Consider the following 15377-nt stretch of genomic DNA (forward strand, 5'->3'; position numbering starts at 1 on the left):
TCGGCGCCGGTCATACAGGCTTCGACACCATGCAGAAACGGCGAGGGTCGCGAAACCCCCGCCGTATCCGTAACCGACATGTGATCGTACGCGCGAGGCGTACCGGACCCGGGTCAGGCTACCTTCTGTACTTCGGCAACGATCTTGCGTGCGGCATCGCCCAGGTCGTTGGCGGCGACGATCGGCAGGCCCGAGCCTGCCAGGATGTCCTTGCCCTGCTGGACGTTGGTGCCTTCGAGGCGGACCACCAGCGGAACCTGCAGGTTCACTTCCTTGGCCGCGGCGACGATGCCGTCGGCGATCACGTCGCACTTCATGATGCCGCCGAAGATGTTCACCAGGATGCCCTTCACCGCCGGATCGGCGAGAATGATCTTGAACGCCGCGGTGACCTTTTCCTTGTTGGCGCCGCCGCCTACGTCGAGGAAGTTGGCCGGGAACATGCCGTTCAGCTTGATGATGTCCATCGTCGCCATCGCCAGGCCCGCGCCATTGACCATGCAGCCGATGTCGCCGTCGAGCTTGATGTAGGCCAAGTCGTACTTCGACGCCTCGACTTCGGCCGGATCTTCCTCGGTCTCGTCGCGCAGCGCCAGCACGTCGGGGTGACGGTACAGCGCGTTCGAATCGAAGCTCATCTTGGTGTCGAGGACGAGCAGGTTGCCGTCCTTGGTTTCCACCAGCGGGTTGATCTCGAGCATGTCGCAGTCGAGCGCCACGAAGGCCTCGTAGAGCTGCTTCGAGATCTTCTGCGCCTGCTTGTTCAGTTCGCCCGTGAGCTTGAGCGCGAAGGCGACGGCGCGGCCGTGGTGCGGCTGGAAGCCCGTGGCGACGTCGATGGTGATCGTGCTGATGCGCTCGGGCGTCGAGTGGGCGACTTCCTCGATGTCCATGCCGCCTTCGGTCGACACGATCAGGGCGACGCGGCTCGAGGCGCGGTCCACCACCATCGAGAGGTAGTATTCCTTGGCGATGTCGACGCCGTCGGTCACGTAGAGGCGGTTGACCTGCTTGCCGGCATCACCCGTCTGGATGGTGACGAGGGTGTTGCCGAGCATTTCCTGCGCGAAAGCCTCGACTTCCTCGATCGACTTGGCGAGGCGCACGCCGCCCTTGGCGTCGGCGGGCAGCTCCTTGAACTTGCCCTTGCCGCGCCCGCCCGCGTGGATCTGCGCCTTCACGACGTAGAGCGGTCCCGGCAGCTGCTTGGCGGCGGCCACCGCTTCCTCTACGGTCAGCGCCGCAATACCGGCGGGAATCCCCACGCCATACTTCGCAAGCAGTTCCTTGGCCTGATATTCGTGAATGTTCATCGCTCAAATCGCTTTTCTGCTGGAGGTTCCTTGGGAAGGCGCCGTAGCCATAGTTTTGCCCCGCCGCCTAAGCACATCCCCGGCGGCTTGAAAAGGCCCGCATCCTGCGCAAGTTGACAGGCGGCGATCAATTTGCCGCACCACAATTGATAAGAAGACGCAATAGCAATGTCCCATCCGAATGATTGACCGAGACAGGCTCGAAGCCATCGTACGCGAGGCGGGGCGCATCGCCCTGGCAGGCTGGCCGGGCGACGGCCACAGCCTCGACTCATGGGAGAAGACGCCTGGCAGCCCGGTCTGCTCGGCCGACCTCGAAGTCGACGCCTTCCTCAAGACGGAGCTGCGCAAGCTCCTGCCCGCGGCCGGATGGCTTTCCGAAGAGACGACCGACAGTCCCGAGCGGCAGGGGCACGAGCTGGTCTGGCTGGTCGACCCGATCGACGGCACGCGCGACTTCATCCGCGGCCGGACCGGCTGGGCGATCTCGGTGGCCCTGGTCAACACGCGCCGCCCCCTGCTCGGCTATCTCTACGCGCCCGTGCGCCAGCGCGAGGACGGCGGCGAGTTCTGGTCGGCCGAGGCGGGCAAGGGCGCCTGGCGGAATGGCACGCGCCTCGTCGCCAGCCACCGCGATTCGCTGGCCGGCTCGCGCGTTCCGGCACAGAAACTTGCCCCCGAGGATGCGGACCTCCTGCTGGTGGACCAGCCCAACTCGATCGCGCTGCGCATGGCGATGATCGCCGCCGACGAGGCGGACCTGCTCGTGACCCTGCGCTGGGGCTACGAGTGGGACATCGCCGCCGCCGGCCTGATCGCACGCGAGGCGGGTGCGGTCGTCACCGATGCCTTCGGCAAGCCGCTCAACTACAACAAGCACGACCCCCGTGCCTTCGGGGTAATGGTCGCCTCGACCGGCATCCACGCAGCGGCCGTGGAGCGCCTTGCCGATCGCGCGGTGCGCTACTCCGCCTGAGGGAACGCCTGAGAGTGGGTTTCGGGAACCATCCCGGGTCGCTCAGCTGGTTGCGGTCGTCCCCACGCAGGCGGGGCCCCCGCTCACTTGCCGACCTCGCCTAAAAACGCGCGGTCACGGGAAGCACGCCGTTCATTTGCCCGCGTCCCCGGCGGCGCCCTCCTCCGCCTCGTCCCATTGCCCCTTCCAGGTCGGCTCCTTTTCCATCCGGGCGATCACCTTGCGGGCGAACTCGCTCATGCCGCCGCCATGCGGGTCGTAGGCTACCGGCAGCAGCACGTTGCGCGCATCGTCGCGCCGGCCGGCACGCATCAGCGACTGGCCCAGGTTCATGCGCAGCCCCTGGTCGAAAGGAGCGAGCTGGGTGGCGCGGACCAATCCGTCCAGGGCGATCTGGGGTGGCTCCCTGCCCTGTTCCAGGAAGCTGCGGTAGAAGTAGACCAGCGGCAGCGGATGGTCGTTCTCGATCCGGTTGAGCGCGAGGAACGGCGCCCGCGCGGCCTTGTAGGCGGCCGCGGTATCGTCCGCCTCGGGGGCGATGCGGAACAACGCCAGACCCTTCTCGACATAGGCGTTGACCTGCGAGGGATCGAGCTTCAGCGCCGCGTCGGCCGCAGCGACGGCTTCCTTGTCGTGGCCGGCGTCGTACTCGCACTCGGCAAGGGCGGACAGAACGGCGGCATCGGACGGGAAGCGCGCGGCCACCGCCCGGGCCTCGACCAGCAGCGCCGGGGCCTCCTCGCGGGAGATGCCGCGCTTGGACCGGATGCGCACCGGCATGATCGCGGCTTCCCCGGCCGCCAGGGCGCGTACCTTGATCTCCCCGATCGGCACTTTGTCGGCCGTCAACCGCAACGCACCCATCTTCGACTTGGCCATGTACCTGTCGAGTTCCTTTTCCAGCACGCCGAAATCGCCGAAAGCCTCGATAGCCGCATCGCGCTGGCCCTTGCCCTCGCGCAACAGCGCGAGATACCGAGAGAGCTGGCCCTTGCGCGGTTCGCCGCGCAATTCGCTGAAGGTCAGGTAGTGGTAGAGCAGCCAACTCTTGCCGTAGAAGGCGTCGTAGCTTCCGGGCTTGCGCTTGTCGTACTCCGTGGGGTCGAGCAGGTCCGCTGCCTTTACGTCCCGGGCGTACAGCAGTTCTCCGGCGCGGTGGTTCGCAGGCCGGCCCAGCCAGATGCTGCCGTCGCTCTCGAACTTGCCCGAAGCGAAGAATTCCGCCGAACCCTCGGTGAACCAGCGCGGCATGGCCATCGCGCTGGTGGATATCTGGAAGTGGTGGGCATACTCGTGCAGAAGCACGACCATCGACCAGGTGATGGCCCCGTCCGTCGCCTGCACGGCCGGGACGATCGCCAACGACCCGCCGGCACGCGGGAGATAGAAGCCGCCGACGTACTTGCTGTTCTCGCCGTACAATTCACGCACTTCCCGCTCGTTCTTCACGACATAGACCGTTACCCGGTTCGAGGGGCTTGGGGCGGCAAGCTTGGACCCGAGCAACAGCACCATGCCCGCGTGGTAGCGTTCGAGCTGCTGCGAAAAGCGGGTGATGTCGCGCTCGCTGTCGTCGGCATAGATGACGAAGTGTTCGCTCGACGATTCGAGCCAAGCCGCATGGGCAAGGCCGGGAGCGAGGAACGCGGCCTGCACCATTGCCATGATCGCCGCCAACTTCTTGAAACGCATCAGTTCCCCCCGGACCCGGTTTGGACCCAGACTACCTGTTGGGCGTGACGTTTCAAGTTACCGCGGTGAAAGAACGTACCGGGGCGGTGCCCGGCGCGCGGTCTTGCCGATGGAAGGCGAGCATCCTCGAAGCCACCCGGTGGACGGCGGGCCTCGGGAGGGGGCGTGGTCGACAAAAGGGGCCGGTGCCTGCGCACCGACCCCTCGGGTTCCGCTTTACGCGGCCTTGGCGTTACTTCGCCGCGTTGACGTCGTCGGTCGTCACCGGAGTGATCTTGATCTCGACGCGGCGGTTGAGCGCGCGCCCCTCGGGCGTGGTGTTGTCGGCCACCGGGTGATCCTTGCCCATGCCCTGCGTCTGGATGCGCGAAGAGGAGACCCCGCGCGTAATCAGGTAGCGGCCCACCGCATCGGCGCGGCGCTTGGACAGGTCGAGGTTGTAGGCGGCCGAACCAGTCGAATCGGTGTGGCCGTAGACGTCGATCAGGCTGTTGGGATACTGGATCATCGACTGCGCGACCTTGTCCAGCGAGGTCTGGAACGAGGGGCTGATGACCGTCGAATCGACCGCGAAGGTCACGTCGGGCAGGTTCAGCAGGATACCGTCGCCCTGCTGGCTGACGTCGATGCCCGAACCGGCAGTCTGCTCCTTGAGCTCCTTGATCTGCTTGTCCATCTGATAGCCGACGACACCGCCGGCAACGCCGCCGATGCCCGCACCGACGATACGCGCGGTCTTGCCGCCGATGACGCTGCCGAGCAGATAGCCGAGGCCGGCCCCGCCGACGCCGCCGATCGCGGTGCGCGAGACCTTACGCTCGCCCGTGTTGGGGTCGGTGACGCAGGCAGAGACGGTGACCAGCGCAAATACGGCGGCGGCCGAGGTAATCAGGCGCGAATTCTTCATTATGTGTCCCTCCTAAATGCGCTTGCCTAAGTGCCCTTGAAAAGCATGGCTTACAGGCATCTGTGTGCGGTAGTGAGCATGAATGGCAAATGGATGATGCCGCCTCAACCCTCTGTGTACGATTGTGTTCCCGGCGCCCGGCAAGTTGCAAAGCATTGCACGATGCCACGAGCGCTTCGCTATTGCGGCAATCTCTGCTAGCGATCGGTCATTGTGACGCCCTTTCCCTGGACTGACCTCCTCATCATCGCCGGCCTGATCCTGGTCAACGGCCTCTTTTCGATGTCCGAACTGGCCATCGTCTCGGCGCGTGCGCCACGCCTCAGGGCACTTGCGGACAAGGGGAGCAAGGCGGCCAGGACCGTGCTGGACCTAGCCGCCGACCCGGGGCGCTTCCTGTCGACGGTGCAGATCGGCATCACCCTCATCGGCATCGTCGCCGGCGCCTACTCCGGCTCCAGCCTCGGCGGCCCGGTGGGCGAGCGCCTGGCCGCGCTGGGCCTGCCGGTGCGCTTCGCCGGCGAGGCCGGCTTCGCCTTGGTCATCATGGCGACGACTTATGCCAGCGTAGTGGTCGGCGAACTGGTGCCCAAGCAACTGGCACTGCGCATGGCCGAGCCGGTGGCCCTTGTCATGGCGCGCCCGATGAGCGTGCTCGCCACGATCATGGGTCCCTTCGTCTGGCTGCTCGACCGCTCCTCGGCGCTGATCCTCCGCCTCTTCTCGATCCGCCGCGGCGATTCCGAGCAGCTCACTGCCGAGGAACTGCACATGATCTTCGCCGAGGCCACGCGGTCCGGCGTGATCGAGGAAGAGGAACGGGCGATGATGACCGGGGTCATGCGCCTGGCCGAACGCCCCGTGCGCGAACTGATGACCCCGCGCAACCAGATCGACTGGATCGATGTCGACGCCGACGAGAGCCAGCTGCGCGCCAAGATCGAGGCCTCGCCCCACTCGCTGCTGCCGGTCGCCGGCGACGGTTCGCCCGACAACATCGTGGGCATCCTCAAGGTCCGCGAAGTGCTCGCCTGCCTCGTCGCCGGCCGCCCGGTCGACGTGCGCGCGATGATGCGCAAGGCCGAAGTCATCCCCGACCAGCTCGACGCCATGGACGCGCTGCGCAAGTTGCAGACCGCCGAAGTGGCGATGGCGGTGGTCCACGACGAATACGGCCACCTCGAAGGCCTCGTCACGCCGTCCGACGTTCTGGCGGCGCTGGCAGGCACGTTCGTCGCCCACCAGGACGAGGGCGACGAGCCGATGGTGGTGGAGCGCGAGGACGGTTCGCTGCTGGTGTCCGGCGCCATGCCCGCCGATGCGCTGGCAGACCGGCTCGGCATCGACCTGCCCGACGACCGCGAATTCGCGACGTTGGCCGGCTACGTCCTCGCCGTGCTCAAGAAAGTCCCGCGCGAGGGCGAGCATTTCGACGAACAGGGCTGGCGCTTCGAGGTGATCGACATGGACGGACTGAAGATCGACAAGATCCTCGTCAGCACCAGGGGCGACGACGATGCCGGCGACGGGGTCAGCGGCGAAGGTTGAGCGCCCGGCCCGATGGGCAAGGCTCGCAAGAACGATCGAAGGTGACGACGATCCAGGGTGGTGTCGCCATCGCCCAACGAAAAAGGCCGGACTTTCGCCCGGCCTCTTCGTAGACTTGTGCTAGAAATCCTCAGGTGCCGACGGCGGTCTGCGCATCGCGCCCGTCGCCTTCTGGAGCGGCGAGGATGGCGCGGGTCACCTGGCCCTTGGCGACGGTGTAGGTCGCCGGATCGCCCACGGTCGAGCGGATCGCCGGGTCCGAGGTGCCGGCGAGGCCGAGCGTCGTCTTCTCGATGTCGCTGCGGGCCTGCGGACCACCGAACAGCGCGTCGAGCGTCTGCTGCTGGAGCGATTCGTCGGCGGGGCGAGGCTGGCCCTGCTTGGGCGGGCTCAGCGAGAAGTCGGGCGGCACGACCAGCGGAGTCTGGCGCTGCACCGCGAACTCGTCGGGACGGCTGCGGTTGAACAGCCCGGTGCTGCCACATGCCGACAACAGGACGGCGCCGGTCGCGACGAGGACGAGGGCTCCGGTTTTCTTCATGCGCATCAATTCAAATTCTCCGGGGCGGGTTCCGCCGCTGCATCGGGCTTTTCGCGCGAAAGCAGGGATCGGGCAAGGATAATCAGGACGCCGATGGTGATGGCCGCATCGGCGAGATTGAAAATGAGGAAGGGGCGGAAATTGCCGATATGCAAGTCGGCATAGTCGACCACGTAGCCCACCGCGATCCGGTCGCGGATGTTGCCCGCGGCCCCGCCCAGCACCATGCCGAGCGCGACGATATCGGCCAGCTTGCGCTCGCGCAGCAGCCAGACGAGTACGAATCCGGCGATCGCCCCGGTCAAGGCCACCAGCACCCAGCGCGCCTCAGGCGAGCCGGCGGTGAACAGGCCGAGCGAGACGCCGAAGTTCTGCGTCCAAGTCAGGTTGAAGAACGGCAGCAGACGGAGCTGGCCGATCTCCCACAGGCGCAGGCCGTAGACCACCCAGTCCTTGATGGCGACGTCGATCGCGAAGACCACGGCCGCGACCAGCAGGCCGATCAGGCGGTTGCGCCAGGGGTTGGCGATGTGGCTGGCGGCGCCGCTCACGCGGGCGCCTCCACTTCGCCGACGACGTCGTCGCAGCGCGCGCACAAGTCGCCGTCCTCGGTCACTTCGGGGAGGTGGCGCCAGCAGCGGCCGCACTTGTGGTCATGGGAAGGAGTGACGCTCACGCCTTCGCCCTGCCCGCGCGTGACTTTCGCGGTGATGAACAGTTCGGCAAGATCGGCCTCGGGCGCCGTGTCGGGCACGGTGACTTCGGCCGCGAGGCTGGAGCCGACGATCTTCTCGCGGCGCAGCGGTTCGATCGCCTCGGTGACGGCCGCGCGCAAGGAGCGAAGCTCCTGCCACTTGTCGATGTCGGCCTCGGCGGCCGGGACTTCGGGCCATTCGAGCAAGTGCACGCTCTCGCCCGGATAGCGGCTCTGCCACGTCTCCTCGGCGGTGAAGACGATCACCGGCGCGGCGTAGCGGATGAGCGCATGGAACAGCGTGTCGAGCACGGTGCGGTAGGCGCGGCGCTTCGGGTCGTCATGCGCGTCGCAGTAGAGGCAGTCCTTGCGGATGTCGAAGAAGAACGCCGAGAGGTCCTCGTTGCAGAAATCGAGCAGCGCGCGAACGTAGGTGTTGAAGTCGAAGGCCTCGACCGCCTCGCGCAAGGTTGCGTCCAGCTTGCCCAGCAGCGCCAGCACGTAGCGTTCCAGCTCGGGCATTTCGGCCACGCCGATGCGCTCGGCCTCCTCGAAGCCGTCCAGCGCGCCCAGCAGGTAGCGCAAGGTGTTGCGCAGCTTGCGGTACTGGTCGGCCACGCCCTTGAGGATCTCGTCGCCGATGCGGTGGTCTTCGGTGAAGTCGACCGAGAGCGCCCAGAGGCGGATGATGTCGGCGCCGTTGGTCTCCATGACCTTCAAGGGGCTGATCGTGTTGCCCAGCGACTTCGACATCTTGAAGCCCTTGGCGTCCATCGTGAAGCCGTGGGTCAGCACCGCCTTGTAGGGCGCATGGCCGCGCGTGGCGCAGCTTTCCAGCAGCGAGGACTGGAACCAGCCACGATGCTGGTCGGAGCCTTCGAGATAGAGGTCGGCCTTGGGGCCGGTATAGCCCTCGGGCCGCAGGAGGTCGGGCCAGCGACCCGATTCCAGCACGAAGGCGTGGGTCGAACCCGAATCGAACCAGACGTCGAGAATGTCGGCGACGCGCTCGTAGTCCTCGGCATCGTAGTCGGGGCCGAGCAGGTCCTGCGCGGCTTCGTCGCTCCAGGCATCGACGCCATGCGCGCGCACGGCATTGATGATCCGCTCGTTGACCGCCTCGTCGACGAGATATTCGCCGGTCTTGCGATCGACGAACAGCGTGATCGGCACGCCCCAGGCGCGCTGGCGCGATAGGACCCAGTCAGGCCGGCCTTCTACCATCGCGCCGATGCGGTTGCGGCCCTTGTCGGGGACGAAGCGCGTCTCGGCAATCGCGGCCAGCGCGGCCGCGCGCAAGGTGGGGGAGGCGAACTCGCCCTCCTCGGACGGGTTGATCGCCCCGCCCTCGGCTTCCCAACTGTTCTCGCTCGCGGACTTGGGCGAGATGTGGGTCATCGCCTTGTCCATCGGCACGAACCACTGCGGGGTGCAGCGGTAGATGACCTTGGCCTTCGAGCGCCACGAGTGCGGGTAGGAATGCTTGTAGTCGGCCGAGGCCGCGAGCAGGCCGCCGGCTTCGCGCAAGTCCGAGCAGATCGGGCCGTCGGGCGCGTTGAACTTGGGGTTGATGACCGAGCCTTGTCCCGCCAGCCACGGCCAGTCCTCGCGGTACTTGCCGTCAGCTTCGACCGCGAACTTGGGGCCGATGCCGTTGGCCTTGCAGAGGTCGAAGTCGTCCTCGCCGTGGTCGGGCGCCATGTGGACGAGGCCGGTGCCGCTCTCGGTGGTGACGAAGTCGCCGGGCAGGAACGGACGCGGCTCGGCGAAGAAGCCGCCGAGCGCGTGCATGGGATGCCGCGCGATGGTGCCGGCGAGGTCGGAGCCTTTTATGATCTGCATCGGGATCACGCGGAAACCAACGCGTGCCGCAAATTGTTCAACCAGCCCAGCCGCGATGAGCACACTGCCTTCAGGTGCAGGGCGATCATGATCCCCCATACGATCGCCAAATCGGCAAACCGCGTATTCGACTTCAGGGCCGTACGCGAGGGCCTGGTTAACCGGGATCGTCCACGGCGTAGTAGTCCAAATAACCGCGCGCGCACCACGGACAGCGGTGCACCGCGAATCAACGATCTCGAACGCCACGTCGATCTGGGTCGAGGTGATGTCCTCGTACTCGACCTCGGCTTCGGCCAGCGCGGTCTTTTCCACCGGCGACCACATCACCGGCTTGGCGCCGCGATAGAGCATGCCGTTCTGGGCGAACTTGAGCAGTTCGCCGACGATGGTGGCCTCGGCCTGGAAGTCCATCGTCAGGTACGGGTTGTCCCAGTCGCCATTGATGCCCAGGCGCTTGAGCTGCTCGCGCTGCACGTTCACCCAGTTCTGGGCATAGGCGCGGCATTCGGCGCGGAATTCCTCCGCCGGGACCTCGTCCTTGTTCTTCTTTTTCTTGCGGTATTCTTCCTCGACCTTCCACTCGATCGGGAGGCCATGGCAGTCCCAGCCGGGAACGTAAGGCGCGTCCTTGCCCAGCAGCGTCTGCGTGCGCACCACCATGTCCTTGAGGATGTGGTTGAGCGCATGGCCGATGTGCATGTCGCCATTGGCATAGGGCGGGCCGTCGTGGAGGATGAACTGCTCGCGGCCGACGCGCGCGTCGCGGGTCTTGCGGTAAATGCCCTCGGCCTGCCAGCGCGCCAGGATACCCGGCTCCTTCTGGGGGAGCCCGGCCTTCATGGGGAAATCGGTCTTCGGCAGGAAGACGGTGCTGCGGTAGTCGCGCTTTTCGGTCATAACGGCACGCGCACTAGAGCAAATGCGGGTTTGTTGGAAGGGCGTGTGCGCACTGCCCGGGTTTCACGCAAGGACGCGGAAAAGAGCAAAGAAGGTCGGCTCACGCGAAGGTCCGGAGGCGCAAAGGTTTCGCTTGCGCGCGGCGGGCCTGTTTTCCGCCACCCGGCGCTTCGCCATTTACTCCTCGGGAAGAAGGCGGCGTTGCCGCGGGTGCCCCCTTTGCGGCTTCGGGTGTTCGCGTGAAGTCCCTCTTTCTTCTGCGCGGCCTACTGCCGCACCGGGTCCGCCAGCCGGCCCATGATCGCAGCGACGTAGGCGCGGGTTTCGCGGATGTTCGGGATGCCGCCGGCCCGGACCACGCGGGCGGGACCGGCGTTGTAGGCGGCCAGCGCCTTTTCGATATCGCCGCCGAACGCGTCGAGCTGAAGCCGCAGGTAGCGCGCGCCGCCTTCGAGGTTGGCCATGGGATCGGCGGAATCGACGCCCATCTGCGCGGCGGTGCCGGGCATGAGCTGCGCCAGACCGCGCGCGCCGACGGGCGAGACCGCCAGTTCGTTCCAGCGGCTCTCCTGCCACACCACCGCTTCGAGCAGCGAGGGGCTGATGTCGTACTTCGCGGCCAGAACGGCAACGCGGGTACGCCAGCGGACGGGCCCGGCGGCGTCGAGCGCCTCGGTGATCGAGAGGGGATGCAGCGCGGTGTCGACCTCGAGCGGGGCTTCAAGCTCCTGCCCGCGACCCTGGGCGACGGCGGGCACGGCGGGGCCTCCGGCGATCCATTCGGCCCCGGCATCGCCGATCTGGAGAACGTCGGCATGGGCGACGCCGGGCACGACGAGGCCCAGCAGTGCCGCCACGGCGCCGATCCGTCTCATCGATTCGATTCCCTCACCATGGCGCGATCCTTACCGTATCCGCGGCAAATGCATAGCGCGTCGTCCCGGCATGGGCCGGGACGACGGATGGTCACAGCCCCAGCTTGGTGCGGATCGCACGCCAGGACAGCAGCTTGAAATTCTGCGCGTTGGGGGCATTGTCGCCGTCCTGCGCCATGAACACGCCTTCGGGGAAGGCAGGGCCGAAATCGCCGAGGATCACTTCGATCCCGTCGGTATCACTGGTGCCGCCGAGCGTCCCGCCGTCGATGCGGAAACGGCCGGCGGGCTTGTCGGTGGCGAGGTCGAACAGCGCATAGGCGTTATCGCCCTGGCTGGAGGCGACGAGGAACGCGCGGCCGCCCGGCTGGCGGGCGATGGCGAGGCCCTCGATGTCGTCGACGAGGCCGTCCGCCTCGCCCACGCGGGCGTAGGACTTCGCGGCCAGCGTGGCGGCGCCAAGCGGCACCTTCCAGATCGCCACGTCCTCTTCGGCGACGTAGAGCGTCCTGGTCACGTCGTCGACCACGCAGCCCTCGGACTGGGTGGCGAACTTGACGTCGCGCAGATGCTGGGCGGCGATGCGGCCGCCCTGCTCCACGAGGCGGCTCTCGGCAACGGTGCCGTCCTTGAGCACGACGTAGGCGCGCGCCAGTTCGCCGGCGACCAGCGGTGCGCCCATGCAGAAGCCATAGGCCTCGGCCGCAGCGTGGCCGGGCGCGAGGAACGATTCGGCGCCGAGCGAGGTCAGCTTGCCGGTCTGCCCGTCGAGGCCGAACAGCGCGATCCGGGGCTCGGCCCGGTCGGTGCGATCGCTGGCGGCGACAAGGATGCGGGTGGAGCCGTCGGCCTGGGGCACTTCGCGCAAGTCCACGTTGTTGAGCGCGCCGGCGGGGGCGAAATCACGCACCTGGCCGTCGAGGCCGTAGACGTAGAGACCGGCCTTCTTGTCGGTGCCCAGCAGCAGGCTGGCCGCGGGATTGGCCGCATTGCGCCAGATCGCCGGATCGTCGGCGGCATCGGCATTGCCGGTGCCGACCGGGGTGGTCTCGGCCTGGGCGGGAATGTCCGTCGCCGGATAGCGCGGCCGCGGGACGGCGACTTCGGGAGCTGGGCCCGGGGTGCCCGTGCCTGTGCCCGTGCCCGTGCCCGTAGTGGCGCAGCCGGCGATCAGCAGGGCCGGGAGCAGCGCTCCCGAGCCCAGCCTGGCGATCATGCCGACGCGCATCAGAAGGACACCCGCGCGCCGAACTTCACGGTCGAGCCGTACTCCTCGTACTGCAGCAGGCGCTGGGCGCCGGCGAAGTCCTGGTAGGCATAATACTTGGCGTTGTTCACGTTCACCCAGTCCGCGAAGAGGCGGATGTTCTCGGTCAGCTTGTACTTGGCCGAGAGGTCGAGCTGGAAGTGCTGGTTGACGATACGGTCCTGGTCCGCGGCGTCGCCCACCTCGTCGAGGTACTTGTCGCGGAAGGTGCCGGCGGCGCGCAAGCTGACCGGGCCCTTCTCGTAACCGAGCACGACGTTGAACGTGTTCTTCGACGCGTTGGGCAGGTTGATCCGGCGCGCCACGCCATCTTCGTCGAGCACGGTGCCGCGCGCGTACGTGTAGGTGTAGTTGAGCTGGGTCAGCAGGCCGTCGAAGGGCGAAGGGAGCATCGAGAAGACCTGGCTGTAGCTCACTTCCACGCCGGCGATCTCGGCAGTGTCGCCGTTAACCGGCTGGCGCAGCTCGGTATAGGCGACGCCGTTGATCTCTCCCTCTTCGGTGGTGAAGCTGGTGTAGGTGTAGTCCTTCACCGACTTGTAGAAGGCGCCGAGGGTGAATGCGCCGTTGTTGGCGAAGTAGTATTCGAACCCGGCATCGAAGTTCCAGGCCTGGTAGGGCTTGAGGTCGGGATTGCCGAACTCGGCCTCGCCGTCCTCGTTGATCGAGTAGAGCGGCGGCAGCTGCGACAGCTTGGGGCGCACGATCGTCTTGTAGCCGGCGAAGCGAGCGACCAGGTTCTGCTCCGGGCTGTAGCGCACCGTCAGGCTGGGCAGCCAGTTGGTGTAGCTGCGCTTGAAGGACAACGGCGAGACGTCGATCGTGGTGATCGTCTCGTCCTCGTCCTGCGGGTCCTCGGTTTCGGTGATCGCCACGAGGTTGCCGCTCAGCTTGTTGCGGGTGTGCTCCATGCGCACGCCGCCGATCACCCGCAGGGTGGAGCTGTCCCAGCGCCCGAGCAGGTAGGCGGCGGTGATGTCCTCGGTCACCGCATAGTCGCTGCTGGAGCTGTCGATCAGGCTGTCGTCGGCGTTGACCTCGAAGCCGGTGGGATCGGCCAGGTAGAAGTCGGCGGAGCCGCCCTTGTCGGCAACCGGGCCCATGTCGAGCAGGCGGTAGGTCTGCTTGCCCAGCACGTCGGCGAGCGTGAAGTCGCCGTCGTAGTCGTCGAAGCGGGTCATGTTGAAGTCGTAGGACTTCTTGCGCCAGCGCGCCTTGGCGCCGCCTTGGACGGTGAAGTCGCCGTTGTCGCCGGCGAACGTGCGCGCGAGGTCGGCCTTGACCGCCCATTCGCGATCCTGGCTGTCGGACAGCGTGGTCAGTTCGAGGCGGTCGAAGGCGTAGTTCGACGCGGTGTTGACCGCGCCCGCGCCGCTGGCCACCGAATAGCTCGGGAAGTACCGGCCCGAGTTGTCGACATCGATGACGACGCCCGATTCGTCGTCGAAGTCGGCGGCGAAGCGCATCGGGTCGAGCGAGAACGTCTCCTTCTCGGTCGACTTGGCGTAGCTCGCCTGCCAGTTGAACTTCCAGGTCCCGGTGTCGGTGTCGCTGCCCAGCGAAACCGAGCGGATGCGCTGGCGCTCGAAGCGGTCCTTGAGGTCGCGCTCGATGGTGATCTCGTTGTCGTCGGTGTCGAACGAAGCGGTGCCGCCGCTGATCGAGCTGGGGCCGTCATCCTCGAACTCGCTGAAGTCGAAGGTGGTGCGGCGGCGGTACTCGTGGTCGTCGAACTGCGCCCAGTTGCCGCGCACGTAGGCCTTGGTGGTGTCGGACACGCGCCAGTCGGCCGACAGCGCCGCGTTGATGCGGGTGCGCTCGACGTCGTAGTCGCGGTATTCCAGGCTCTGCACCCAGGCCTGGCCGTTCTCGGCTTCGGTCCAGTCGGAGGCCTCGACGTTGTCGGTCTCGAACTTTCGCTTGTAGTAGCTGACCGAGCCGGCGATGCCGAAATCGTCGCCGATCTTCTGGGTGAAGTCGAACGAGGCCTTGGGCGTCACCTTGCCCGAATAGTCGTTCCAGCTACCCTCGGCGCTCAGCGAGTAGCGGTTCTTCTTCGAATCGAAAGCGCTGGTGGTGTTGATCTCGACCGAGGCGCCGATGAAATCGCCGTCCATATCGGGGGTGAAGCTCTTCTTCACCTCGATCGATTCGATCGTGTCCGACGAGATCACGTCGAGCGCCACCGAACGGGCGGTCGATTCCGGCGCGGGCAGGCGAACCCCGTTGACCGAGGTGCCGTTGAGGTCGGGATCGAGGCCGCGCACCGAGACGTAGCGGCCTTCGCCCTGGTCGTTGAGGATGTTGAGGCCCGGCAGGCGGCGCAGCGATTCGGCGACGTTCTGGTCGGGGAACTGGCCGACCGCGTCGCGGGTCAGGACCGATTCGACACCGTCGGCGGCCTTCTGGCGCGACAGGGCGCTGGAGATGTTGGCGCCCAGGCCGACGACGAGGATGTCGCCGCCGCCGATCGCGGGAAGGTTGAAATCGCCCGCGATCGTCCCCTTGGCGGGCACGGTGATGCTCTGCGTCGTCACTTCGGCGCCGACGTAGCGGGCCTCCAGCGTATAAGTGCCGGCGGGAACCTCGCCAATCACGTAGCTGCCCGCGCGGTCGGTCTCGGCAGTGCGGTTCAGTTCAACGATGCGGACCGCGGCAGACTGCAGGCCGCGCGCGCCGGTCGCGTCATTGACGTGGCCGGCGATTTCGCCAGCCTGGGCGATGGTGGCGAACGAGGCCGAGGCAAGCAGCCCGGCGAGAAGCTGGAGCGAGCGGGTCATGACTGGAGGGATTCCCTGTTGTGACGTTCTGTCTTGCAGGGC

At 66.7% G+C, this 15377-nt stretch carries 11 protein-coding genes; 2 read left to right on the plus strand and 9 right to left on the minus strand.

Annotated elements, in window-relative coordinates; all coding sequences use genetic code 11:
• Nucleotides 1-113: 113 nt before the first annotated feature.
• Nucleotides 114-1313, minus strand: coding sequence for an ADP-forming succinate--CoA ligase subunit beta (gene sucC, locus ACFFDA_RS22150; protein ID WP_404476768.1), 1200 nt, complete (start codon nucleotides 1311-1313; stop codon nucleotides 114-116).
• Between the two features lie 181 nt (nucleotides 1314-1494).
• On the opposite strand from sucC, the gene ACFFDA_RS22155 reads away from it, so the two are divergent.
• Nucleotides 1495-2289 (plus strand): 3'(2'),5'-bisphosphate nucleotidase CysQ, encoded by a 795-nt coding sequence (locus ACFFDA_RS22155; protein ID WP_404479442.1) that lies wholly within the window; start codon nucleotides 1495-1497, stop codon nucleotides 2287-2289.
• 132 nt (nucleotides 2290-2421) lie between these two features.
• Here the strand turns inward: ACFFDA_RS22155 and ACFFDA_RS22160 are convergent, their stop codons facing one another.
• Nucleotides 2422-3981 (minus strand): hypothetical protein, encoded by a 1560-nt coding sequence (locus ACFFDA_RS22160; RefSeq protein ID WP_404479443.1) that lies wholly within the window; start codon nucleotides 3979-3981, stop codon nucleotides 2422-2424.
• A gap of 232 nt (nucleotides 3982-4213) precedes the next feature.
• Complete coding sequence (locus ACFFDA_RS22165) at nucleotides 4214-4888, minus strand: OmpA family protein (RefSeq protein WP_404479444.1); 675 nt, start codon at nucleotides 4886-4888, stop codon at nucleotides 4214-4216.
• A 213-nt stretch (nucleotides 4889-5101) separates the two neighbouring features.
• On the opposite strand from ACFFDA_RS22165, the gene ACFFDA_RS22170 reads away from it, so the two are divergent.
• A complete protein-coding gene (locus ACFFDA_RS22170; RefSeq protein ID WP_404479445.1) occupies nucleotides 5102-6436 on the plus strand; it encodes a hemolysin family protein in 1335 nt (444 codons plus the stop codon).
• A 130-nt stretch (nucleotides 6437-6566) separates the two neighbouring features.
• On the opposite strand, the gene ACFFDA_RS22175 is transcribed toward ACFFDA_RS22170, so the two are convergent.
• The 6 genes from ACFFDA_RS22175 to ACFFDA_RS22200 all read right to left on the minus strand — a co-directional run bounded on the left by ACFFDA_RS22175 (nucleotide 6567) and on the right by ACFFDA_RS22200 (nucleotide 15335).
• Nucleotides 6567-6983 (minus strand): DUF3035 domain-containing protein, encoded by a 417-nt coding sequence (locus tag ACFFDA_RS22175; RefSeq protein ID WP_404479446.1) that lies wholly within the window; start codon nucleotides 6981-6983, stop codon nucleotides 6567-6569.
• Complete coding sequence (lspA, locus tag ACFFDA_RS22180; protein ID WP_404479447.1) at nucleotides 6983-7528, minus strand: signal peptidase II; 546 nt, start codon at nucleotides 7526-7528, stop codon at nucleotides 6983-6985. Before lspA ends, ACFFDA_RS22175 begins: the two co-directional genes overlap by 1 nt.
• Nucleotides 7525-10413, minus strand: coding sequence for an isoleucine--tRNA ligase (gene ileS / locus ACFFDA_RS22185; RefSeq protein ID WP_404479448.1), 2889 nt, complete (start codon nucleotides 10411-10413; stop codon nucleotides 7525-7527). The genes lspA and ileS overlap by 4 nt, the downstream gene beginning before the upstream one ends.
• Nucleotides 10414-10679: 266 nt before the next feature.
• Nucleotides 10680-11288 carry a lytic transglycosylase domain-containing protein gene (locus ACFFDA_RS22190; RefSeq protein ID WP_404479449.1) on the minus strand — a complete coding sequence of 203 codons (609 nt, stop codon included), beginning with the start codon at nucleotides 11286-11288 and terminating at the stop codon, nucleotides 10680-10682.
• 91 nt (nucleotides 11289-11379) lie between these two features.
• Nucleotides 11380-12516 (minus strand): phytase, encoded by a 1137-nt coding sequence (locus ACFFDA_RS22195; protein WP_404479450.1) that lies wholly within the window; start codon nucleotides 12514-12516, stop codon nucleotides 11380-11382.
• Nucleotides 12516-15335: a TonB-dependent receptor gene (locus tag ACFFDA_RS22200; RefSeq protein WP_404479451.1), complete on the minus strand. Its 2820-nt coding sequence runs from the start codon at nucleotides 15333-15335 to the stop codon at nucleotides 12516-12518. Before ACFFDA_RS22200 ends, ACFFDA_RS22195 begins: the two co-directional genes overlap by 1 nt.
• Nucleotides 15336-15377 lie beyond the last annotated feature (42 nt).

Source organism: Novosphingobium sp. BL-52-GroH, from assembly GCF_044813085.1.
Lineage (GTDB): Bacteria > Pseudomonadota > Alphaproteobacteria > Sphingomonadales > Sphingomonadaceae > Novosphingobium.

Excerpts from the sequence above, each read along its gene's own strand:
- ACFFDA_RS22155 (WP_404479442.1), top strand. The coding sequence starts at position 1,495 with ATGATTGACCGAGACAGGCTCGAAGCCATCGTACGCGAGGCGGGGCGC.
- ACFFDA_RS22175 (WP_404479446.1), bottom strand. The coding sequence starts at position 6,983 with ATGCGCATGAAGAAAACCGGAGCCCTCGTCCTCGTCGCGACCGGCGCC.
- ACFFDA_RS22160 (WP_404479443.1), bottom strand. The coding sequence starts at position 3,981 with ATGCGTTTCAAGAAGTTGGCGGCGATCATGGCAATGGTGCAGGCCGCG.
- sucC (WP_404476768.1), bottom strand. The coding sequence starts at position 1,313 with ATGAACATTCACGAATATCAGGCCAAGGAACTGCTTGCGAAGTATGGC.
- ileS (WP_404479448.1), bottom strand. The coding sequence starts at position 10,413 with ATGACCGAAAAGCGCGACTACCGCAGCACCGTCTTCCTGCCGAAGACC.
- ACFFDA_RS22200 (WP_404479451.1), bottom strand. The coding sequence starts at position 15,335 with ATGACCCGCTCGCTCCAGCTTCTCGCCGGGCTGCTTGCCTCGGCCTCG.
- ACFFDA_RS22190 (WP_404479449.1), bottom strand. The coding sequence starts at position 11,288 with ATGAGACGGATCGGCGCCGTGGCGGCACTGCTGGGCCTCGTCGTGCCC.
- ACFFDA_RS22165 (WP_404479444.1), bottom strand. The coding sequence starts at position 4,888 with ATGAAGAATTCGCGCCTGATTACCTCGGCCGCCGCCGTATTTGCGCTG.
- ACFFDA_RS22195 (WP_404479450.1), bottom strand. The coding sequence starts at position 12,516 with ATGCGCGTCGGCATGATCGCCAGGCTGGGCTCGGGAGCGCTGCTCCCG.